Source organism: Deinococcus radiodurans R1 = ATCC 13939 = DSM 20539 (genome assembly GCF_000008565.1).
GTDB classification, from domain to species: Bacteria; Deinococcota; Deinococci; order Deinococcales; family Deinococcaceae; genus Deinococcus; species Deinococcus radiodurans.
On record NC_001263.1, the window covers coordinates 1,766,448 to 1,783,582 of the forward strand.

Sequence of the window (17,135 nt, forward strand, 5' to 3'; positions counted from 1 at the left end):
CAGACCCCTTACCTCCCTCCAAAACCCCAGCGCGGATTCCACTGCACGGGGCCGCTCAGCTGCACCCGCTTTTCCGGCTGGGGCTGCTCGTCGCAGGCGGGGCGGGCTTCTTCCTGGCGGGCGAGCGGCCACAGGCTGGCAACGGCGCGGCTGTCCACGTCCCAGGCAGGGACCGGGCCGAAGACGCGGCTGTCGAGGCTGCCGCCGGGGCTGCGGTTGTCGCCCATCACGAAGTAATGCGCGGCGGGAACTTTCAGCGGCGGCGTGTTGGCGAGGTCACTGCCGGTGTCGTGGCAAAACGCCGCCCAGTAATTCAGCGTGCGGGGCTCGGGCACGGGCTGGCCGTTGACATACAGAGTTCCGGCCCGCACCTGCACGGTGTCGCCCGGCAGACCGACCACCCGTTTCACGAGGTAGGGGCGATACGCCCAGGGCAAGTTCACGCCCCGGTAAACGTTCGTCCACTCGTAAGCAGCGCTGCGGGGCGGCTTGAACACCACGACGTCGCCGCGCTGGTACTCGCCCAGACCCAGGCGGTGCACCCAGCCCTCGGCTTTGGGCAGCGCCAGCCACTCGCCGTGGCGCAGGGCGGGCAGCATACTCGCGCCGTCCACCCGCACCGCCGAGGCGCCGAACTGCGTGACGAGCAGCGCCCAGCACACCGGCCCCGCCCACTCGCGCCAGAAGCGCCGCACACCGGCGGGGCGTTTCATCGCGGCGCCTCCTGAACGATGTCCGTGTGGGGCACCTGATGGGGCGTTTGGGTCTGCACCGCGTAGGCCGCGCCGCCGAGGGCCACGCCCACCAGCAGCCAGCGGCGCAGCGGGGCGAGCAGATGGACGCGGGCAAGCCCCAACGCCAGGTGCCAGGGCGGGCCGAGGTCAGACAGTGCCGTGTCCCAGGCCGCCGCTTCGTCCAGCCCGCGCAATTCGGCGTCGAGCCGGGTCTGCCAGAGGTTCGCCAGCAGTTCAGCGGTCACGTCTTCCCGCACGCCGCACGGCAGCAGGGCGGTGGCCCGGCGTAGGGCCTGACTCACCTGGGACGGCACACTCCCCAACTCCCCCTTCACCACAGGCTCCTCAGCGCCTCGTCGAAGCTGCGGTAGCTCTCGCGGCGGCGCCCGAGTTCGGCGCGGCCCGCGTCGGTCAGCAGGTAGGTCTTGACCGGCGGCCCGCCCCGCGCCGGGGTCACGCTGCTCGCGGTCAGGAACCCGGCGCGTTCCAGGCGGTGTAGGGCCGGGTAGAGGCTCCCGGCGTTGAGCCGAATTTCGCCCCCCGTTAGGGCGTCCACCCGCTTGCTGATGTCCTGGCCGTAGCCGCCTTCCCGCTCCAGCACACTGAGCAGAATCAGGTCGAGGTTGCCGCGCAACAGATTGAGGTCCATGTGGCTATCAGCTTCCGATATCAGAATCTGAGAATGGTGGGGAATATCCTCCCGCCGACCTCTCATTGCGGGCCGCTGGAGCAGTTCTCCGAATTACGCGTGCGTCGGAACAGCACCGCCACCCGCTCCATTCTCCGTCCTGCTCTGTGTTTTGCACTCGCTCCGCTCGCCAAAAAGCTGTGCCACCTTTTTGTCAAATGCTCTAGCCTCGGCGGTATGCGTTTTCTTCCCCTTTTCGCCGGCCTGCTGCTCGTTTCTGCCCTGCCTCAAGCTCGGGCGCAGACCATCATTCCACTCGATTCGCGCCCGGCGACCCGCGTGCTGCCCGCGCAAATCGCGGGGCTGACGGGGGGCACGCCGCATGTTCCCGCCGCCGCGCAACTCGGCAACGCGGCGCAGGGGGCCGACGCCGCCGCGCTGCTCGCGTGGCTGGAGGCGCAGCCCAAAGACGGCCCGCTCGTCGTCTCGCTCGACGCGCTCGCTTATGGCGGGCTGGTGGAGTCGCGGAGGAGTCCGCTGACAGCGGAGCAGGCCCTCGCCCACCTCGCGCCGCTGAAGGACTGGGCAGCGCGCAGCGGGCAGCCGGTCTACGCCTTCATCACCCTGCCGCGTGAACCCGACGCCACTGACCGGGCGCGCAATCTGGCGGTGGTGCGCGAGGTGATGGCGTGGGCGGGGAGCGGCTCATTCAAAGAACTGCACGTCACCTGGGACGACGCGCTGAAGGGCAGCCCCGCTCCGGCAGAGGGCGCCGAACTGGCAAAAACGGCCCCCGCCAACGTGCGCGTCTACCCCGGCGCCGACGAAGTTGCCTCGCTGCTGGTGGCGCGGGCGCTCGCTCCGGTGGCGCAGACGGTGCGGTTCGAATACAGCGACCCCAAAAAGGCTTCCCAGGTCATCAAATACGAAGGTATTCCCCTCACCCAGAGCGCCCAGAACCACGCCGAGGCGAGCGGGTTCACCGTGACGGAGAATGGCCCCGCCGACCTCACCGTCTACGTCTACAACGGCGGCGACCCCCGGCAGGCGGCCCTGCGAGTCAGTGCCCTGCTGCGGCGCGGGCCGGTGGCGGTGGCGGACGTGAACGCCGTCAATCTCGGCAACGCCCGGCTGTGGCGCGACCTGCAAACCCTGCGCCAGAGCGCGAACCTGAAAGCCCTCGCCGCCTGGGGCACGCCCGGCAACAACCTCGGCACGGCGCTGGCCCACGCCAAACTCGCGCTCGCGGGCGCCGACCCGGTGAGGCAAGATGCCCTGCTCGCCCGCGAGTACGCCAACGACGTGATTTACAGCGGCGAACTGCGCGCGGCCCTGCGAAAAGCCCTTCCCGAAAAGGAACTAAACACGCCCGCCGCCCAGGACGCCCTCTTCAAGCTCGCGCAGGACTCGTTTCCACTGCGGCTCGGCAACACCTACACGCTGGAAGACGCCGCCTTGCCCTGGGGCCGCTCGTTCGAGTGGGACTTCGACCTCAAGGCGAACTGATACGGAGCTGAACTCTTCTTCAAAGGGGTATCAGCCTTGCACGCGACCTGCCGAGGCGGTCGTCCCCGGCAGGCGCTTTCACTTTCCCGCGTAGCCCAGGCTGATTTCGCCCACGTACTCGTCGGCGAGGTCGCTGTCGGGGCCGGCGACAAAGACCAGCGCCATCTTTTTCTCGGTAACGCAGCGGAAATTGACGCTGTACTCCTCGTTGTCGGCGAAGATGCCGCTGCCGCCCACGACCTCGAAGTTCGCGGTAAAGCCGGCCGCCTTGACCGCTGCGGTCGCCCGTTGCAGGCACTGGCTGCGGGTTTCCTTGATGTCGAACCAGTTGCTCGACATCCCCACGCCCTGCGCGCCCACACTCTGCGCGAGCACCGCGCCGCCGAGCAGACAGGCCGCCAGCACCGCCGCCCGCTCCTTCACACCCCTTCGTGTGTTTTGCATGGTCCAGAGTAGCGCGGCGCGGCCCTGACAGCAGCGGCGTATTCTGCCCCCATGAGCCGCCTGACCGACCTGCCCGCCTGGCAAGCCCTCGAAGACCACTACTACGAGCTGCAGGGCACGCACCTGCGTGAGTTGTTCGCTGCCGACCCGGAGCGCGGCGAGAAGATGAACGCCGAGGGGGCCGGGCTCTACCTCGACTACTCCAAGCACCGCGTGACCGACGAAACGCTGCGGCTGCTGCGGGAACTCGCGCAGGCGACGGGCGTGGAAGCGCGGCGCGACGCCATGTTCCGGGGCGAGAAAATCAATGTGACCGAAGGCCGCGCCGTGCTGCACACCGCCCTGCGTGCGCCGCGTGACGCGGTCATCGAAGTGGACGGAAAAAACGTGGTACCCGAGGTTCACGAGGTCCTAGACCGCATGGCGACGTTCGCAGACGCCGTTCGCAGCGGCGAGTGGCTCGGCTACACCGGCAAGCCCATCAAGAACATCGTCAACATCGGCATCGGCGGCAGCGACCTTGGCCCGGTCATGGCGTATGAGGCGCTCAAGCACTACGCCCAGCGCGACCTGACCGTGCGCTTCGTGTCCAACGTGGACGGCACCGACCTCACCGAAAAGACCCGCGACCTCGACCCGGAAGTGACGCTGTTTATCGTTTCCTCCAAGACCTTCACCACCCAGGAAACGATGACCAACGCCCGCAGCGCCCGCAAATGGCTGCTCGGCTCCCTGAAAGACGACGCGGCAGTGACGCGGCACTTCGTGGCCGTCTCGACCAACGCTGAGGAAGTGCAAAAGTTCGGCATCGACACCGCCAACATGTTCGGCTTCTGGGACTGGGTGGGGGGCCGCTACAGCATGGACAGCGCCATCGGCCTGAGCCTGATGGTGGCGGTGGGGCCGGAGCACTTCCGCGAAATGCTCGCCGGCTTCCACGACATGGACGAGCATTTCCGCACCGCGCCCGCCGAGCAGAACCTGCCGATGCTGATGGGGCTGCTCGGCGTCTGGTACGGCGACTTTTTCGGCGCCGAGTCGCTGGCGGTGCTGCCCTACGACCAGTACCTCGCCTCTTTCCCGGCTTACCTCCAGCAGCTCGACATGGAGAGCAACGGCAAGCACGTCACCCTGGGCGGCGAGCCGGTGGACTACCAGACCGGGCCCATCGTGTGGGGTCAGGCGGGCACGAACGGCCAGCACGCCTTTTACCAGCTCATCCACCAGGGCACCAAGCTGATCCCATGCGATTTCATCGGCTTTTGCCAGACCCTGAATCCTTTGCCCCCGCACCACGACCTGCTGATGGCAAACGTGTTCGCGCAGACCGAGGCGCTCGCGTTCGGCAAAACGCTCGAGCAGGTGCTGGCAGACGGCGTGGCCCCCGAGGTCGCTCCGCACCGCGTCTTTGAAGGCAACCGCCCCACCAGCACGATTCTGGCCGACCGCTTGACCCCGCGCACGCTCGGCGCCCTCATCGCGCTTTATGAACACAAGGTCTTCGTACAGGGCGCCGTGTGGGACATCAATTCTTTTGACCAGTGGGGCGTAGAACTCGGCAAGGTGCTCGCCAAGAAGATTGACGGCGAGTTGCAAAGCGAGGGCGAGCCGGAATTGCAGCACGACAGCAGCACGAACGCGCTGATTCGGCGCTACCGGGCGCGGCGCCAGGGGTGAGGGGTGGGAGGGGACGCCCCCTCACCCCTTTGCTCCGCAAAGGCCCTCTCCCACAAGGGGAGAGGGTCGGAAAGATGCTCTTGGTTTAGCCCTCTTATTCGCTGCCCCTCCGAAAAACTGCGAAACGCAGAACGCCAGGGCCGTCGGGCGCGTCAGCGCACGGGCCTCGCGTCCGTAGAACTCACGAGCCTCCAGACCACCCGCACTCGCGAAAAGCCGCCCGGCACGCGCCATTACCGCCAGGTGCCCAGTGCCAACGTCAACTCCCCTTGCCCCTTTGGGGTAAGGGGCTGGGGGATGGGGCTAAAAGCTCAAGCCAAAGCTCTCAGCCTCACTCCCCAAACGCCACCTTCCGGGGCTCCGGCAGCCGGTAGGCAATCAGCGCACTCGGAATCAGCAGCGCCAGGCTCGCCAGCGCGGCGGTCTGCGGCGTCGTCACGTCCGCCAGCGCCCCCACAACGAACACCAGCACCCCGGCAATGCCCCACGAAAAGCCCATCATGATGGAACTGGCGACGGCGACATGCTGCGGCGCGTACTCCTGCGCGGTGACGACCCCGACCGGAATACTGGCGTTGACGGCGGCCCCGACGGCGAAGGTGAGCGGGTAAAACCACCAGTCGGCGGGGCTCGACAGAATCAGGACGGCGAAAAACGGAATGGTGCTCAGGATGGCCGCGCGCAGCACTGGCGTGCGCCCGTACTTGTCACTCAGACGCCCCCCGAGAATGCCCCCGAAGGCGCTGGCGACGGCGTAGATGGCGAGCGTGGTGCCGACTTCCCGCGCCCCGAAGCCGCGCGCCATCAGCATGAAGGGCAGCATCGCGTTGTAGCCCATGCTGGCGAGCGAGCGCAGCACCGCCATACCCCACAGCCACACCAGCGGCCCTCGGAAGATACCCGCGTACTCGGCCAGCCCGACCCGCTTGGCCTTCTGCGCCCCGCTGGGGGTCACGACGAAGGTCACGGCGGCAATCACGGCTCCGATCAGCGCGAACCAGGGCAGGTGCGTCAGGCCCACGCCCGCAAACACCGGGCCGAGCGCCATGCCCGCCGTGCCGCCCGCGCTGAAGATGCTCGCCCACAGGCCGCGCTTGTCGGCGGGGCTGTTTTGCGCCACATACGCCGAGCCCGCCGGGTGGAAAAAGCCCGAGCCGAAGCCCGCCACCGCCACCAGCAGAATCAGCGCCCCGAACCAGGGCACGAAGCCCATCAGCGTCAGGCCCACGCCGGTCATCAGCGGGCCGAGCGCGGCGGCGTAGCGGCGGTCGATGCGCTCGCCCACAATCCCGAGCAGCGGTTGCAGCACGCTGCTGGTCAGGCTGAACACGCTGGAGAGCAGCGTCACGGCGGCGATGGTCACGCCGTATTTGCTTTGCAGGGCCGGGGTCAGCGGGGTCAGCATCGCCCCATAAGCGTCGTTGATGAAGTGGCCGGCAGTGACCGCCAGGGCGATGGCGACCCCCTGGCGACTGACAGCAGCCGCGGACGGCGCGGCGGGAACGGTGGGGGTGGACATCCTTTCAGGGTACTCGCCCGGCGCGGGGCCCTTACGCTGCACCGAGTTCAAAGGACGGGCAGGTGGTAAACGAGAAGGCATTCAGGCCGCCGCGCACTCGGTAAGGTAAGCAGCATGATGCTTGCCTTCCGTGAGGCCCTCACTGCACTCCTCCCGGCCCCCGAGGACACCTTGCGCCTTCACCTTCAGCAGATGACCGCCCAGGACTGGGCGCCGCTGGCCGACCTGTTTGCCGCCCGCCTGCCCGAATTCGACGCGGTGGTGGCCCTCCCAGGTGCCGAAACCCTGGGTGAACAGGTCGCGCAGATGCGCGGGGTGCCGCTGCTCCACGCCGGAACTCGAGCGCTCAGCGGGCCGCAAGGCGCCAGCGCCGTCCAGGGCGAAGCCTTGCTGCTGACCCCACAGCTCGGGAGCGGCGACGCCGAACTCGCCGCGCTGCAACAGGCGCGCGATCAGGGACTGAACGTCACGGTTCTGGGCACTGCCGTAGAGCGCACCAGCCTGGGCGGACGCCAGCGCCTGACCCAGCTCGGCGTCACGGTGCGGGCCGCGCTGCAACTTGCCGACACCCCGGAGGGGCTGAACCTGGAGCGGCGCACCCCCGACCGCTGGCTGACCTCAGCCTGAGCGGCGGTACTCGGCCAGGGCGCGGTCCTCGGCGGGAATCCGCACGCCCAGCAGCAGCGCGGCGTTGAGCAGGCTGAAGGCGACGGCAGTACGCCACGCCCCCACCGCCAGCGGCGCGGCGGCGAGTTCGAGCGCCACCACGGTGTAGTTGGGGTGCCCCAGGAAGCGGAAAGGCCCGCTCGTCACGCGCTGCCCTCCCGGCACAATCAGAATCCTGGTGTTCCAGTAGCGCCCCAGCGTGTGCATGACCCAGTAGCGCAGCGGTTGCAGCGCCAGAAAGAGCAGCAGCGCGGGCCAGTTCACCCGCTTGCCGTTCGCGCGGCCTTCGAGCAGCAGCGAGAGCAGCCACGCCGGATGCAGCACGAAAAAGGTCCAGTAATGCTCCTGCCCGTACTCGACGGCGCCGTGTTCGCGGGCCCAGCGCTCGTTGCGGCGGGCGAGGCGCACTTCCAGCAGCCGCTGCACGATCAGGCCGCCGACGAGATAAGGGGTCAGGGTGCGGGCTTTCATGGCAGGCAGTGTAGCCGCCGGGCGGCAGAACACGGCTTTTTGCTCTGTCAAAACAAAGCGTTACTGGCCCGCACCCCGGCTTCCGTCGCTGATATGGACGATAGCGGCTCGCCCGCCTTCTTCCCCCGTCGGAAGCAGCAGCGTACCTACGCCCTGCGCCGTGCGGTACACGCTGACTTCGCCCTCGTGCTGGAGCAGCTGCCACCCCTGTTCCTGCAACTGGGGCAACAAGTGCGGTAGCAGGTCCGGCCCCGCTGCGTCACCCGATGCCCGCAAGCCGTATTCCTCGCTGCGAACAGCTCTGCCCGACCCCTGCTGGAGCTGCGCCCGCCAGCCGGGTGGCAGGGTCAGCGTGGGCAGCGGCGCCTCCTGTGCCTGAAAAGCCGGGTCGTCGTGGCGGCCCAGCAGGTGGCCGATCTGCCGCGCGTCGCTGTCATGCACATTCAGCCAGACCTGGGTGAGGTCGCCCTGCTGCCGCACCTGCACACTGAACTGCTGCACACGCTCCGGATGAACCGCCATCCACTGCGACTGCTCGGCCTCCACAAAAGTCTGGGCGAAGGGTTGCACCGCTTGCCAGCCCCCCGCACGCAGCGCCGCCTGAAAACGGCTCATCGTTTCAGCTAACGGTAAGGCCACGTCCAGAAATGCGCGCCACAGCCGCTGTTCAGGCGGACGGTCCTCAGCGCCCTGGGGGTACTGAAAAGTCCAGCGCGGCGCCACACTCCGCACGCTGCCCAGCACCCGCAGGCCCGGCAGCTCAGGCAACGTCAGCGGAAAGTCGTCCGGCAGAGCGTCTGGGAGCACCGCGACGGTTTGCGGGTCGCCGCCCTCGCCGAAGCCCAGCGCGCGTTGCAAGAACTCCTGACTGACGGTGAGCTGTTCAGACATGAGTCAGTGTATCGTCCGATCTAGCGCCCTGGTCGTAATAAAAACCCCTCACCCCTGCCTTCGGCAGGCCCTCTCCCCTTGGTAGAGGGTCAAACGGCGCTCTTGTCCCGCGCCCCTTGCTAGAGAGGAAGGGAGGCGCTAGCCGCGCAGCAGCTCGTCCGCCGCCACGTCGGTGTCCAGCTCGCCGCGCGCCACGCGGGCGTACAGGTCCGCACCCGCCGCCCGCGCCCGTTGCAGCAGCCGCTCCTGCACCAGTGTGCGGACCTCGAACTCGGCGCGGCGTTCGCGTCGCCCTTGTAAGCCAGTTTCGCCCAGGTGCTCGCGGTGCTGCCGAACCGCTTCGATGATCTGGTCTACGCCTTCGCCTCGGCTCGCCACGGTGCGGCGAATTGGCGCGAACCAGGTGTGCTCGTCGTGCCAGCCCAGCCCCTGCGCGGCCATCAGCTCACGCACGGTGCGCTCGGCGCCGGGCAGGTCGGCCTTGTTCACGGCGATCACGTCGGCAATTTCCATGATGCCCGCCTTGAACGCCTGAATGCCGTCGCCGCCCGCCGGGGTCAGCACCAGCAGGGTGTGGTCGCACACGGCGGCGATATCCACCTCCGACTGCCCCACGCCCACCGTTTCCAGAATCACCCAGTCGAAACCCGCGCCATCCAGCAGCGCCAGCACCGGCAGAGTCTGGGCCGAGAGGCCACCCAATGCGCCACGCGAGGCCAGTGAGCGCACGAACACGCCCTCGTCGGCGTGATGGCGCAGCATGCGGATGCGGTCGCCCAGAATCGCGCCGCCGCTGTAGGGGCTGCTGGGGTCCACCGCCAGCACGGCCACCCGCTCGCCGCGTGCGCGCAGCTCAGCAATCAAGGCGTCGGTCAGGGTGCTTTTGCCGCTGCCGGGGCTGCCGGTCACGCCCAGCACGGTGGCGCGGCCCGCGCGTTCACGGGCGGCGCGCAGCAGCGGACGGGCAGAGGGCAACCCCGCCTCGGCCAGGGTCACGGCGCGGGCCAGGGCACGCCGGTCCCCGGCCCGGTAACGGGCTTCCAGAGTCTGAACGGTCATGTGTGCCCAGCGTACCCCGCCCGGCAAACGGGCGTCAGCCTGCGGCTTGCCCTTAGAGCAGTTCTCCGAATTACGCGTGCATCGGAACAGCACCGCCACCCGCTCCATTCTTCGTTCTGCTCCGTAGTTTGTACTCGCTCTCTACGAGCTGTACCAGTCCGCTCGCCAAAAAGCTGTGCCATCTTTTTGTCAAATGCTCTAAACGTGACCGGCGGACCGTTTGCACCCTGGCCCCGCTATACTTCCCTTTATGGACGACCTGATTCAGGGCCGCCTGGGTGGTGCGGACGGATACGATATCCGCTGCACCATTGACGGCGACAAAATCTCGGGCCGCGCAGGCGGCAAGCTGCATGGCAAAGACATCGAACTCGAAATTACCGACCGGGGCGTGCGCGGCAGCGTGGGCCAGGAAAGCGTCAATATCGAACTGCAAGAAGGCGAGCTGCGCGGCAACGTCGGTTCGCAGAAGCTGGTGCTGCGCGGCGTGGACCGCGTGACCGGCTTCATGGGCGAACCTATCGTCGGCTGGAACATCGTGGCGCAGCAGCAGGGCGAGTCGCTTCAGGGCCAGCTCGGCTCCACGGTGCTGGGCCGCGTGTTCAGCCTCGACCTCGGCAGCGCCCCCGGCTGGGTGGGCACCCTGGTCGCCGTGGTGGCCTTCTACGCCCTCGAACCCCGCGCGAGCATGGGCGCTCAGGCGTCCTGAGCCTCAAAGCCCGCTAACGTCCGCTCTGGCCTTGCGCTGGGGCGGTTTTTTGATCTCTAGAGCATTTGACAGAAAAACACCCACCACCCCTTGCTGCGACGCAGCTCTTCGAGCCCTACCAGGGTAGAGCGTCAAAAAGTAAGGCCTTCCAATGGCAAACGCTCTAGGAGCTATCCAAAAGCACGCGCCCCCACCTGCGAAGGCGGGGGCTGCTCTGTGAGGCTGTACTGGGCGATGAAAGCCTCAGGCGTGCTTACTCTGGCTCAGCCGATAACGCGGCGGGCGCCCATGAAGCGGCTGGCCCAGTAGGGGTTCCCGAAGAGGGGCTCGACCACGGTGCGGCCATAGTACGAGTTCGCATTCGCCATCATACCGTTGCCCAGGTAGACGCCCACGTGGCTCACGCCGCGCCCGGTGGTGTTGAAGAACACCAAGTCGCCGGCTTGCAGGTTGCGGCTGCTCACGGCGTAGCCCGCGCCCCACTGCCCGGCGGCGGTGCGGGGCAGGTTGATGCCCATCTGCTGGAACACGCGCATGGTGTAGCCGCTGCAATCAATGCCGCCCGCGCCGGTTCCGCCGAGCGAGTAGCGGATCCCCAGGTAGCGGCTGGCGGCGGTGTTCACGTACACGCGGCTGCCACCGCTGGCGACTGGAGCCTGCGCCGTCTGCGCGGTATTGGTCTTGGTAAAGCTCGAACCGATTTGCAGGCGCTGGCCCACCTGGATGGTGGTGCTGCGCAGACCGTTCATACGCATCAGGGTGCTGGCATCGGTGCCGTAGGCTCCTGCAATGCGGGAGAGAGTGTCTCCGGCTTTGACGGTGTAGGTGGCGGCTCCGGCGGTGGTGAGGCTCAGGGCGGAGATGGTGGTCAGCAAATGGGCGGCTTTCATCGACCACGAAAGCTTAACCCAAAACTGTTCACTTGCCCTTAATCCTTAAATGAAATGGCGACTTTTATGCGCCTATACGGCGTATATGCGGACTTTTAGACTGCATAACGCGATGAATACGAGGGTTTTCCTCAGTGTTCTCAGAGTCTGACTCATTTCTGTTTTGTCCCCCCCGAGTGACGTGCCCAGGCGCACTTTTCGGTCTTCATGGAAAGTAAGGTTCCACATCTTTCTCAGATTTGGAGGGGCCGATACAGAGTAACTGAAGTTACCTTTCAGCATCACTTCACGTCACAAAAAGCGGGGTAATGGCTTCCCCTCGGAGGGGCGCGGCGCCCGGTTCTATACTCGCCCCGTTGCCGTGCGCTGCCCGCGCACCCGTCCGCAGGAGGGACCATGAAAGAACCGATGACCACCGAGCAACTGCTTCAGGGCCTCAAGCACTACCGCCGCATCGCCCGGCAGGACATGCTGCGCTCGGCAGAAACGCCGCACCCCGACGCCTTTTTGCGGCACGCCGAAGCGCGGCGCGAGATTTACGTACAACTCGCAACCTACGCCGAGCAGCACGCCCCCGAAGACGTGACCACGCACGCGCTGGAGCTGTATCAGGCGCTGCCTTTCGTAACCGGCACCGCCGAACACGAACACCCCGACACCAAGGGGCAGGAAAACGCCCTGGAAAACTTTTTCCTGCTCGTCGGCCTCGACCCCAAAACTCGCCGTGAAGCGCGGTCCAAGCGGCCCAAGCTGGCCCCAGCCCAGCCCTGACCAAAGCCCTTTGTGCCCGCCCCCGCCCGAGACTGAAACGCAGCTTTCAGCCACGGTGCGGGGGCGGGCGCTACTTTGGCCCCATGACCGGCTCCCTTCCCCCGCCGCGCCACCCGTTGCATCAGGCGGCTGACCCGCCGGACCCGGCGGCGCTGCTGGCGCTAGAAGACCGCAACCGGGGCTGCGCGGCCTGTCCGCTGCGGGTGAGTGCCTCGCAAGTGGTGGTGTCTGACGGCGACCCGCGCGCGCCGCTGCTGATCGTGGGCGAGGGTCCCGGCGCCGAAGAAGACCGCGATGGACGGCCCTTCGTGGGGCAGGCGGGGCAACTGCTCGACCGCATTCTGGCGGCAGCCAGCCTTGCCCGCGAGGAGGCGTACCTCACCAACGTGACCAAGTGCCGCGCGCCGAACAACCGCACGCCGCTGCCGCTAGAAACCGCCACCTGCACCGGGCTGTGGCTGGAGCCGCAACTCGCGCTGCTGCGGCCACGGGTGGTGCTGTCGCTCGGCAACACCGCCACACAGTTTCTGCTCGGCACGCCACGCGGCATCACGCGACTGCGCGGGCAATGGTTCACCTATCGCCACCCCGCCTGGCCGCAGCCCGCCCTGCTGATGCCGCTGCTGCACCCCGCTTACCTGCTGCGTAATCCGGTGCGGACCCCCGGCGGCCCCAAGAGCCTGACCTGGCGCGATATCCGCGAAGTGGCCGCCGTCCTGCGCGGCGAGAAGGAAGCCTCCCCGGTTCAGGGCCAATTTCCCGCCGCGCCCGACAGTCTGTTCAGTGAATTGGAATGAAGACCGGCGCTGAAAAGCTGCTCCGTCTCCCCTGACAGCAACTCCAGTAAATCGCCCCAAGGTCAGTTGAAAAAACACTGTTCAGGCCGTACTTTTTCAACTTCGCCCGACACGCCGTCGAGACCTTATATATAAGGTGCGCGATGAGCACAAAAGCCGGGGCATTTCGCTCCAAGTTGGGCGGCGTACCGACGACCCCGCGCCCAGACGGCCCGGTCTGCTCTAGGATGACCCGCGATGCGTTTTCCTCTGTCCCGCACTCCGATCCCCCGCGCGGTCCGCTTGCGCCTGGAATCGGGCCGGGTGGTGGTGCTCAGCGTGCTGCTCGGCGGCGTGGTGGGAGCACTGTGCATTTTGCTGCGGCTGCTGCTCGACCTGCTGCGCCCGGTGGGGGCTTGGCTGAGCAGCTACGCGCCGCCCGGCACCCCCGGCGAGGGCGGGTTGCTGATGGCGTTCGGCCACGTCTCGCCCTTGCTGCTGCTGGTGCTGCCGCTGGCGGGCGCGGCTTATACCTGGCTGGTGCCCGCCGTGCCGGGCGGCGCCTTTGCCCAACTGGTGCGCGGTGCCCATCACTCTCAGCGCGGCGAAGGCTGGCCGGACCCCCGCACCCAGGCCCGCACGCTGCTGGGCACGCTGCTGGCGTATGTCAGCGGGCTGCTGGTGGGACGCGACTCGCTGTTCGTGCTGCTGGGCCAACTCGGCACGCGAGTGCTGGGCAGCCTGACCCGGCTGGATGCGGGCGAACTGCGGATGCTAATGCTCGCCGGGGCCGCCGCCGGGCTGGGTGCTGTACTGCATGCACCGCTGGCCGCCGCCGTGCTGGTGGCGGAAGTGCTGTATCGCCGCTTCGAGTTCGAATTCGAGGTGCTGATGCCCTGCGTGCTGGCGGCAGTAGCGAGCTACGCGGTTTACGGGCTCGCCTTTGGATTCGCGCCGCTGCTGCGTATTCCCTACGGTGGACAACTCCCGCCGCTGACACAGGCTCCCGCGCTCGCGGCGGTGGCGCTGGTCGTCACGGCGGCGGGGTGGCTGCTCCTACACGCCTGTCGCTTGCTGCCCGCGTCGCTCACCGACGGGCGCTGGCGGCCCGTGCTGGGCGCGGTGTTTGGTCTGGCGACGGCAGGGATCGCGCTACTGGCGACGCCGACGGTGCTGGGCGATGGCTCCGGCTGGATGCAGGTGGGCCTGAGCGGCTTCATGGGCGCCGACGCCGGAGCGCAGGGGCTGTGGCGCTGGCTGCTGCTTGCGCTGGGGGCGCGACTCGCCTTCGGGGGAAGCGTGCTGCCGACAGTGGGCATCGGCGGGCTGCTGGGCGTGGGCCTGAGCCAGGTGCTGCACACTGACCCGGCGGTGGCGGGGCTGATCGGCGCCGTCGCCTTCCTGACCGTGACCCTTAACGTGCCGCTCGGCGCCACCTTGCTCGCGGTGGCCTGGGGCGGCGACACCATGCTGCCGCTCGCGCTGCTGGCGGCGGGCCTGGCCCACGCGATCAGCGGCGAACCCGGCATCATCCCCGGACAGCTGCGCTCGCGGGCCGACAGTGCCCTGCCCGCGCCCGCGAGCGGCCTGGCGTTGCCGAACACGGTGCGGGCTCTGCCCCGCCGCCCAGTACAGACTGCTGGCACGCCGTATCTGCCCGACACTGGCATCGACCAGAACGGCAGGCAGCTGTACCGCCGCCCTGTACCGAGCAACTGGCGGGGGGCCAAGCTCAAGCTGCTGGCCCTTCCCCCCGCCGTGGAAGTGGTGGGCGTCCTGCGCGGCGGCGCGGTGCAGTTGCCACGCCCCGAACTCCGGCTGACCGACGGCGACGAGCTGATTTTCCTGGCCCAGCCGGAAGCCTACGCCAGCCTGGAAAACATGCTGCGGCTGCCGGGCGCTTGAAACGCTGAGACGTTTCAGGCGCTCAGGCAGCCGCGCCGAGGCATAAAAAAAGCCCGCCTAGAGCAGGCGGGTGGGTGGTGGAGTCGAGGGGGATCGAACCCCTGACCTCGTCATTGCGAACGACGCGCTCTCCCAGCTGAGCTACGACCCCGAATCAAACGGCCCCAAATCGGGCGAGAGAGACTGTACCACGCGCAGGGTGACGGCGCAAGGGGCAACGGCGGCCCCCTCTCACTGCACGTCGATCACGATCATGCCGTCTTGCAGGTAAGCCCGCTCGGCGCGCTCGGTGCGGTCAGTGCGGCGCATGTTGCTGCTGCCCTCCGGCGCGCGCGCCACGGCGTCGCCAATGCGAATCTGAGCACTGGCGATGGGCCGCGCCCACACGATGGGGTCGGGATGGGTGCCGCCGTACCCGGCATGGACGACCCCACGCAGCGCCCCGGCCACGATCACGTCGCCCGCCGCGATCAGCTCGGCGCCGGGATTGACATCGCCCAGCACGACTACGCTGCCCCGGTACTCGCCGCGAAAGCCCGCCCGCACGCTGTGGGGCACGATCACGGTCTGGGCACTCGTGACCGGCTCAGCCGCCACCGACGCGGGCATGTTGACCGTCAGGCGCGGCGCGCGGACCCGGCCCAGGGTCCCGCCGGCCTCGCGCACGCCTTGCAGAGCCGCTTCGACCGCTTCGGGGTGAGTGTCGCCCTGAATTTCCACCGTGATCTGGGCCGTGAGCATCTGCCGGTAGGTCTGGAGCGAGCGGCGCACGGTTTCGCCGGTATCGCCAGGTTCGAGCAGGAGGTTCAGTCCCCCCAGGGTGCCTCGGAGCTTCATATCCCTCAGTCTAGAGCAGGCGCACGGCCTGAGAGATGCAGGGACAGGTGGGGGGACTCTCCCCTTTCATTGCCCTCTACCCAGGATGCGAACAGGAAGGGTCGTTTTGCAAGGCGGCAACAGGGCACCCCGCTCCAAAAATTCAAGCCATAGAAATTCTAATTCTAAATGCATAGACCCGGAGCAATCGTGTAGACTCGCCCCATGCCTTTTGAGGAGAAAACTCTTGGTGCAGCTTGATTCTGGTGCCGTCGCGGAAGGCCGCATCACTCGCGTCACCGACTTCGGCGCGTTCGTTCAGTTCGAGAACGGCGAAACAGGACTGGTTCACATCTCGCAAATCGCGCACTCGTTCGTGCGCAACATTCACGACCACGTGCGTGAAGGCGAGAATGTCGAGGTCAAGGTGCTGGGGCGCGACGAGCGCGGACGCCTCGACCTGTCCATCAAGGAACTGCTGGAGGAGCCTGAGGAAGTGCCCCGCCCCCGCGCCATTGGCCGGCAGAGCCCGCAGTTCGAAGCCAAGCTGCGCTCGTTCATGCGTGACGCCAAGGAACGCGGCCCCGGCAGCGGTGGCGGCGGCAAAAAGCCCGCAGGCAAGCGCAAGAAGTAAGCAGGCCAACATCCCCACGTCCGTCAACCGGGTGGGGATTTTTCGTGACCCGTGAGGGTCAAAAAAGGGCCGCTTCCACGCAGGAGGCGGCCCCTTTGCTTGACCCTTACTCGCCGTTCTGACGGTAGCCGGTTGCCACCCAGCCGCAGCCGCTGCGCGAGAGGGTTACCACACCGCTGTAGGTGCCGCTCACCGGCTCGCCGTTGGTGCGGTTGGTCGCCCGCAGGGTGATGGTGCCGGTCACGGTGGCGCTGTTGCCGTTGACGTTGGCATTGCCCACCGAGATGTCGTAGCTGACGTTGCTGTAGATGGCGCTGTAGGCCGTTGCCGCCGAGGACAGGGCGCTGCGGGCCGCCGCGTCCGCCGCGCTGCGGGCCGCCGCCGCGTCGGCTTCGGGGCTGACGTTGCACTGCGTCGGGGCGGGAGCGCCGCCACTGCCGCCCGTGCCGCTGCCGCTCGCGTCCACGTTCAGGCCGCCCGTGCCGGGGGCGCTGATGTTGCTCGGGCGGCTCTCGCCACCGCTGATTTCGTTGAGGTTCACGCCGCGCCAGACATAGTTGAGGCCCAGAGCAAAGCGGGGCGCGGTCAGCCCACCGATGATGGTGCTGCGGTGCGACACGCCGCCTTCCAGGTAAGCCTCGACCGGCACCAGCGGAATGCCGTAGCGAACGCCCACGCCGCCATAGATGCTGGGATTGCCGTTCGGCTGCGACACCGCGCCGAGCTGGCCGTAAGCGTTGAGCGTGAGCGACTGGTAAAAGTCCACCGTCAGGCCACCGCCAAACGCCCCGGCGCCAGATTCGCCCTGCACGTTGCTGGTGCAGTACGAGCCCTGGATGTACCCGCCGAAACGGCCTTCCTGTACGCCCGCGCGCACGCCCGCCACTTCACAGCCGAGGGTGGCGCTGGTGTTCAGGCCCAGGCGCACGTCGGCGGCGCTGGCGGTTCCGGCCACCAGGGCCGTGAGCATCGTCCACTGAAGAAGTCTTTTCATCGCTTCAGGTTGTAACACGTCCGCCTCGCCGCTGGCTGATGACAG

At 67.6% G+C, this 17,135-nt stretch carries 19 protein-coding genes and 1 tRNA gene; 8 read left to right on the forward strand and 12 right to left on the reverse strand.

What is annotated here, in order from left to right:
- Positions 1 to 8: 8 nt before the first annotated feature.
- From lepB to DR_RS08880, 3 genes are read right to left on the reverse strand one after another with little or no spacing between them, the layout of a single operon-like run.
- The gene (gene lepB / locus DR_RS08870) at positions 9 to 713 is read right to left on the reverse strand and encodes a signal peptidase I (RefSeq protein ID WP_010888372.1); all 705 of its coding nucleotides are present in this window, start codon (positions 711 to 713) and stop codon (positions 9 to 11) included.
- Positions 710 to 1,048 carry a hypothetical protein gene (locus tag DR_RS08875; RefSeq protein ID WP_164927976.1) on the reverse strand — a complete coding sequence of 113 codons (339 nt, stop codon included), beginning with the start codon at positions 1,046 to 1,048 and terminating at the stop codon, positions 710 to 712. Before DR_RS08875 ends, lepB begins: the two co-directional genes overlap by 4 nt.
- Before the next feature lie 17 nt (positions 1,049 to 1,065).
- On the reverse strand, positions 1,066 to 1,383 hold the full coding sequence (locus DR_RS08880; protein WP_010888374.1) for a PadR family transcriptional regulator: 318 nt from the start codon (positions 1,381 to 1,383) through the stop codon (positions 1,066 to 1,068).
- A 216-nt stretch (positions 1,384 to 1,599) separates the two neighbouring features.
- Between DR_RS08880 and DR_RS08890 the strand changes: the two genes are divergently transcribed.
- Positions 1,600 to 2,868, forward strand: a complete 1,269-nt coding sequence (locus tag DR_RS08890; protein ID WP_027480316.1) for a DUF4127 family protein — start codon at positions 1,600 to 1,602, stop codon at positions 2,866 to 2,868.
- Between the two features lie 78 nt (positions 2,869 to 2,946).
- Here DR_RS08890 and DR_RS08895 read toward each other — a convergent pair whose 3' ends face one another.
- Positions 2,947 to 3,312: a hypothetical protein gene (locus DR_RS08895; protein WP_162177782.1), complete on the reverse strand. Its 366-nt coding sequence runs from the start codon at positions 3,310 to 3,312 to the stop codon at positions 2,947 to 2,949.
- 51 nt (positions 3,313 to 3,363) lie between these two features.
- Between DR_RS08895 and pgi the strand changes: the two genes are divergently transcribed.
- Positions 3,364 to 4,989 (forward strand): glucose-6-phosphate isomerase, encoded by a 1,626-nt coding sequence (gene pgi, locus DR_RS08900; protein WP_010888377.1) that lies wholly within the window; start codon positions 3,364 to 3,366, stop codon positions 4,987 to 4,989.
- Between the two features lie 331 nt (positions 4,990 to 5,320).
- Here the strand turns inward: pgi and DR_RS08905 are convergent, their stop codons facing one another.
- The gene (locus tag DR_RS08905) at positions 5,321 to 6,508 is read right to left on the reverse strand and encodes an MFS transporter (protein ID WP_034351012.1); all 1,188 of its coding nucleotides are present in this window, start codon (positions 6,506 to 6,508) and stop codon (positions 5,321 to 5,323) included.
- A 114-nt stretch (positions 6,509 to 6,622) separates the two neighbouring features.
- On the opposite strand from DR_RS08905, the gene DR_RS08910 reads away from it, so the two are divergent.
- Positions 6,623 to 7,135, forward strand: coding sequence for a hypothetical protein (locus DR_RS08910; RefSeq protein ID WP_010888379.1), 513 nt, complete (start codon positions 6,623 to 6,625; stop codon positions 7,133 to 7,135).
- Here DR_RS08910 and DR_RS08915 read toward each other — a convergent pair.
- From DR_RS08915 to meaB, 3 genes are all read right to left on the reverse strand, one after another.
- Positions 7,127 to 7,645 (reverse strand): isoprenylcysteine carboxyl methyltransferase family protein, encoded by a 519-nt coding sequence (locus DR_RS08915; RefSeq protein WP_051618916.1) that lies wholly within the window; start codon positions 7,643 to 7,645, stop codon positions 7,127 to 7,129. The genes DR_RS08910 and DR_RS08915 overlap by 9 nt on opposite strands.
- A 60-nt stretch (positions 7,646 to 7,705) precedes the next feature.
- Positions 7,706 to 8,536, reverse strand: coding sequence for a hypothetical protein (locus tag DR_RS08920; protein WP_010888381.1), 831 nt, complete (start codon positions 8,534 to 8,536; stop codon positions 7,706 to 7,708).
- Positions 8,537 to 8,674: 138 nt separating this feature from the next.
- On the reverse strand, positions 8,675 to 9,595 hold the full coding sequence (gene meaB / locus DR_RS08925; protein WP_010888382.1) for a methylmalonyl Co-A mutase-associated GTPase MeaB: 921 nt from the start codon (positions 9,593 to 9,595) through the stop codon (positions 8,675 to 8,677).
- A gap of 250 nt (positions 9,596 to 9,845) precedes the next feature.
- On the opposite strand from meaB, the gene DR_RS08940 reads away from it, so the two are divergent.
- The gene (locus tag DR_RS08940; RefSeq protein WP_034351008.1) at positions 9,846 to 10,304 is read left to right on the forward strand and encodes a hypothetical protein; all 459 of its coding nucleotides are present in this window, start codon (positions 9,846 to 9,848) and stop codon (positions 10,302 to 10,304) included.
- A 263-nt stretch (positions 10,305 to 10,567) separates the two neighbouring features.
- Here DR_RS08940 and DR_RS08945 read toward each other — a convergent pair whose 3' ends face one another.
- Positions 10,568 to 11,194 carry a C40 family peptidase gene (locus DR_RS08945; protein ID WP_010888384.1) on the reverse strand — a complete coding sequence of 209 codons (627 nt, stop codon included), beginning with the start codon at positions 11,192 to 11,194 and terminating at the stop codon, positions 10,568 to 10,570.
- A gap of 396 nt (positions 11,195 to 11,590) precedes the next feature.
- Here DR_RS08945 and DR_RS08950 point away from each other — a divergent pair, with 396 nt between their 5' ends.
- The 3 genes from DR_RS08950 to DR_RS08960 all read left to right on the forward strand — a co-directional run bounded on the left by DR_RS08950 (position 11,591) and on the right by DR_RS08960 (position 14,646).
- Positions 11,591 to 11,965 carry a hypothetical protein gene (locus DR_RS08950; RefSeq protein ID WP_010888385.1) on the forward strand — a complete coding sequence of 125 codons (375 nt, stop codon included), beginning with the start codon at positions 11,591 to 11,593 and terminating at the stop codon, positions 11,963 to 11,965.
- Between the two features lie 83 nt (positions 11,966 to 12,048).
- On the forward strand, positions 12,049 to 12,762 hold the full coding sequence (locus DR_RS08955) for a uracil-DNA glycosylase (RefSeq protein WP_010888386.1): 714 nt from the start codon (positions 12,049 to 12,051) through the stop codon (positions 12,760 to 12,762).
- A gap of 237 nt (positions 12,763 to 12,999) precedes the next feature.
- Positions 13,000 to 14,646 carry a chloride channel protein gene (locus DR_RS08960; RefSeq protein WP_010888387.1) on the forward strand — a complete coding sequence of 549 codons (1,647 nt, stop codon included), beginning with the start codon at positions 13,000 to 13,002 and terminating at the stop codon, positions 14,644 to 14,646.
- A gap of 75 nt (positions 14,647 to 14,721) precedes the next feature.
- Here the strand turns inward: DR_RS08960 and DR_RS08965 are convergent.
- Together DR_RS08965 and DR_RS08970 are read right to left on the reverse strand one after the other, a co-directional pair.
- A tRNA-Ala gene (locus DR_RS08965) sits at positions 14,722 to 14,797 on the reverse strand.
- Between the two features lie 80 nt (positions 14,798 to 14,877).
- Complete coding sequence (locus DR_RS08970) at positions 14,878 to 15,483, reverse strand: septum site-determining protein MinC (protein ID WP_027480313.1); 606 nt, start codon at positions 15,481 to 15,483, stop codon at positions 14,878 to 14,880.
- 226 nt (positions 15,484 to 15,709) lie between these two features.
- Between DR_RS08970 and DR_RS08975 the strand changes: the two genes are divergently transcribed.
- Positions 15,710 to 16,096, forward strand: coding sequence for a S1 RNA-binding domain-containing protein (locus DR_RS08975; RefSeq protein ID WP_027480312.1), 387 nt, complete (start codon positions 15,710 to 15,712; stop codon positions 16,094 to 16,096).
- 106 nt (positions 16,097 to 16,202) lie between these two features.
- On the opposite strand, the gene DR_RS08980 is transcribed toward DR_RS08975, so the two are convergent.
- Positions 16,203 to 17,090, reverse strand: a complete 888-nt coding sequence (locus DR_RS08980; RefSeq protein WP_227085937.1) for a hypothetical protein — start codon at positions 17,088 to 17,090, stop codon at positions 16,203 to 16,205.
- Between the last annotated feature and the right edge of the window lie 45 nt (positions 17,091 to 17,135).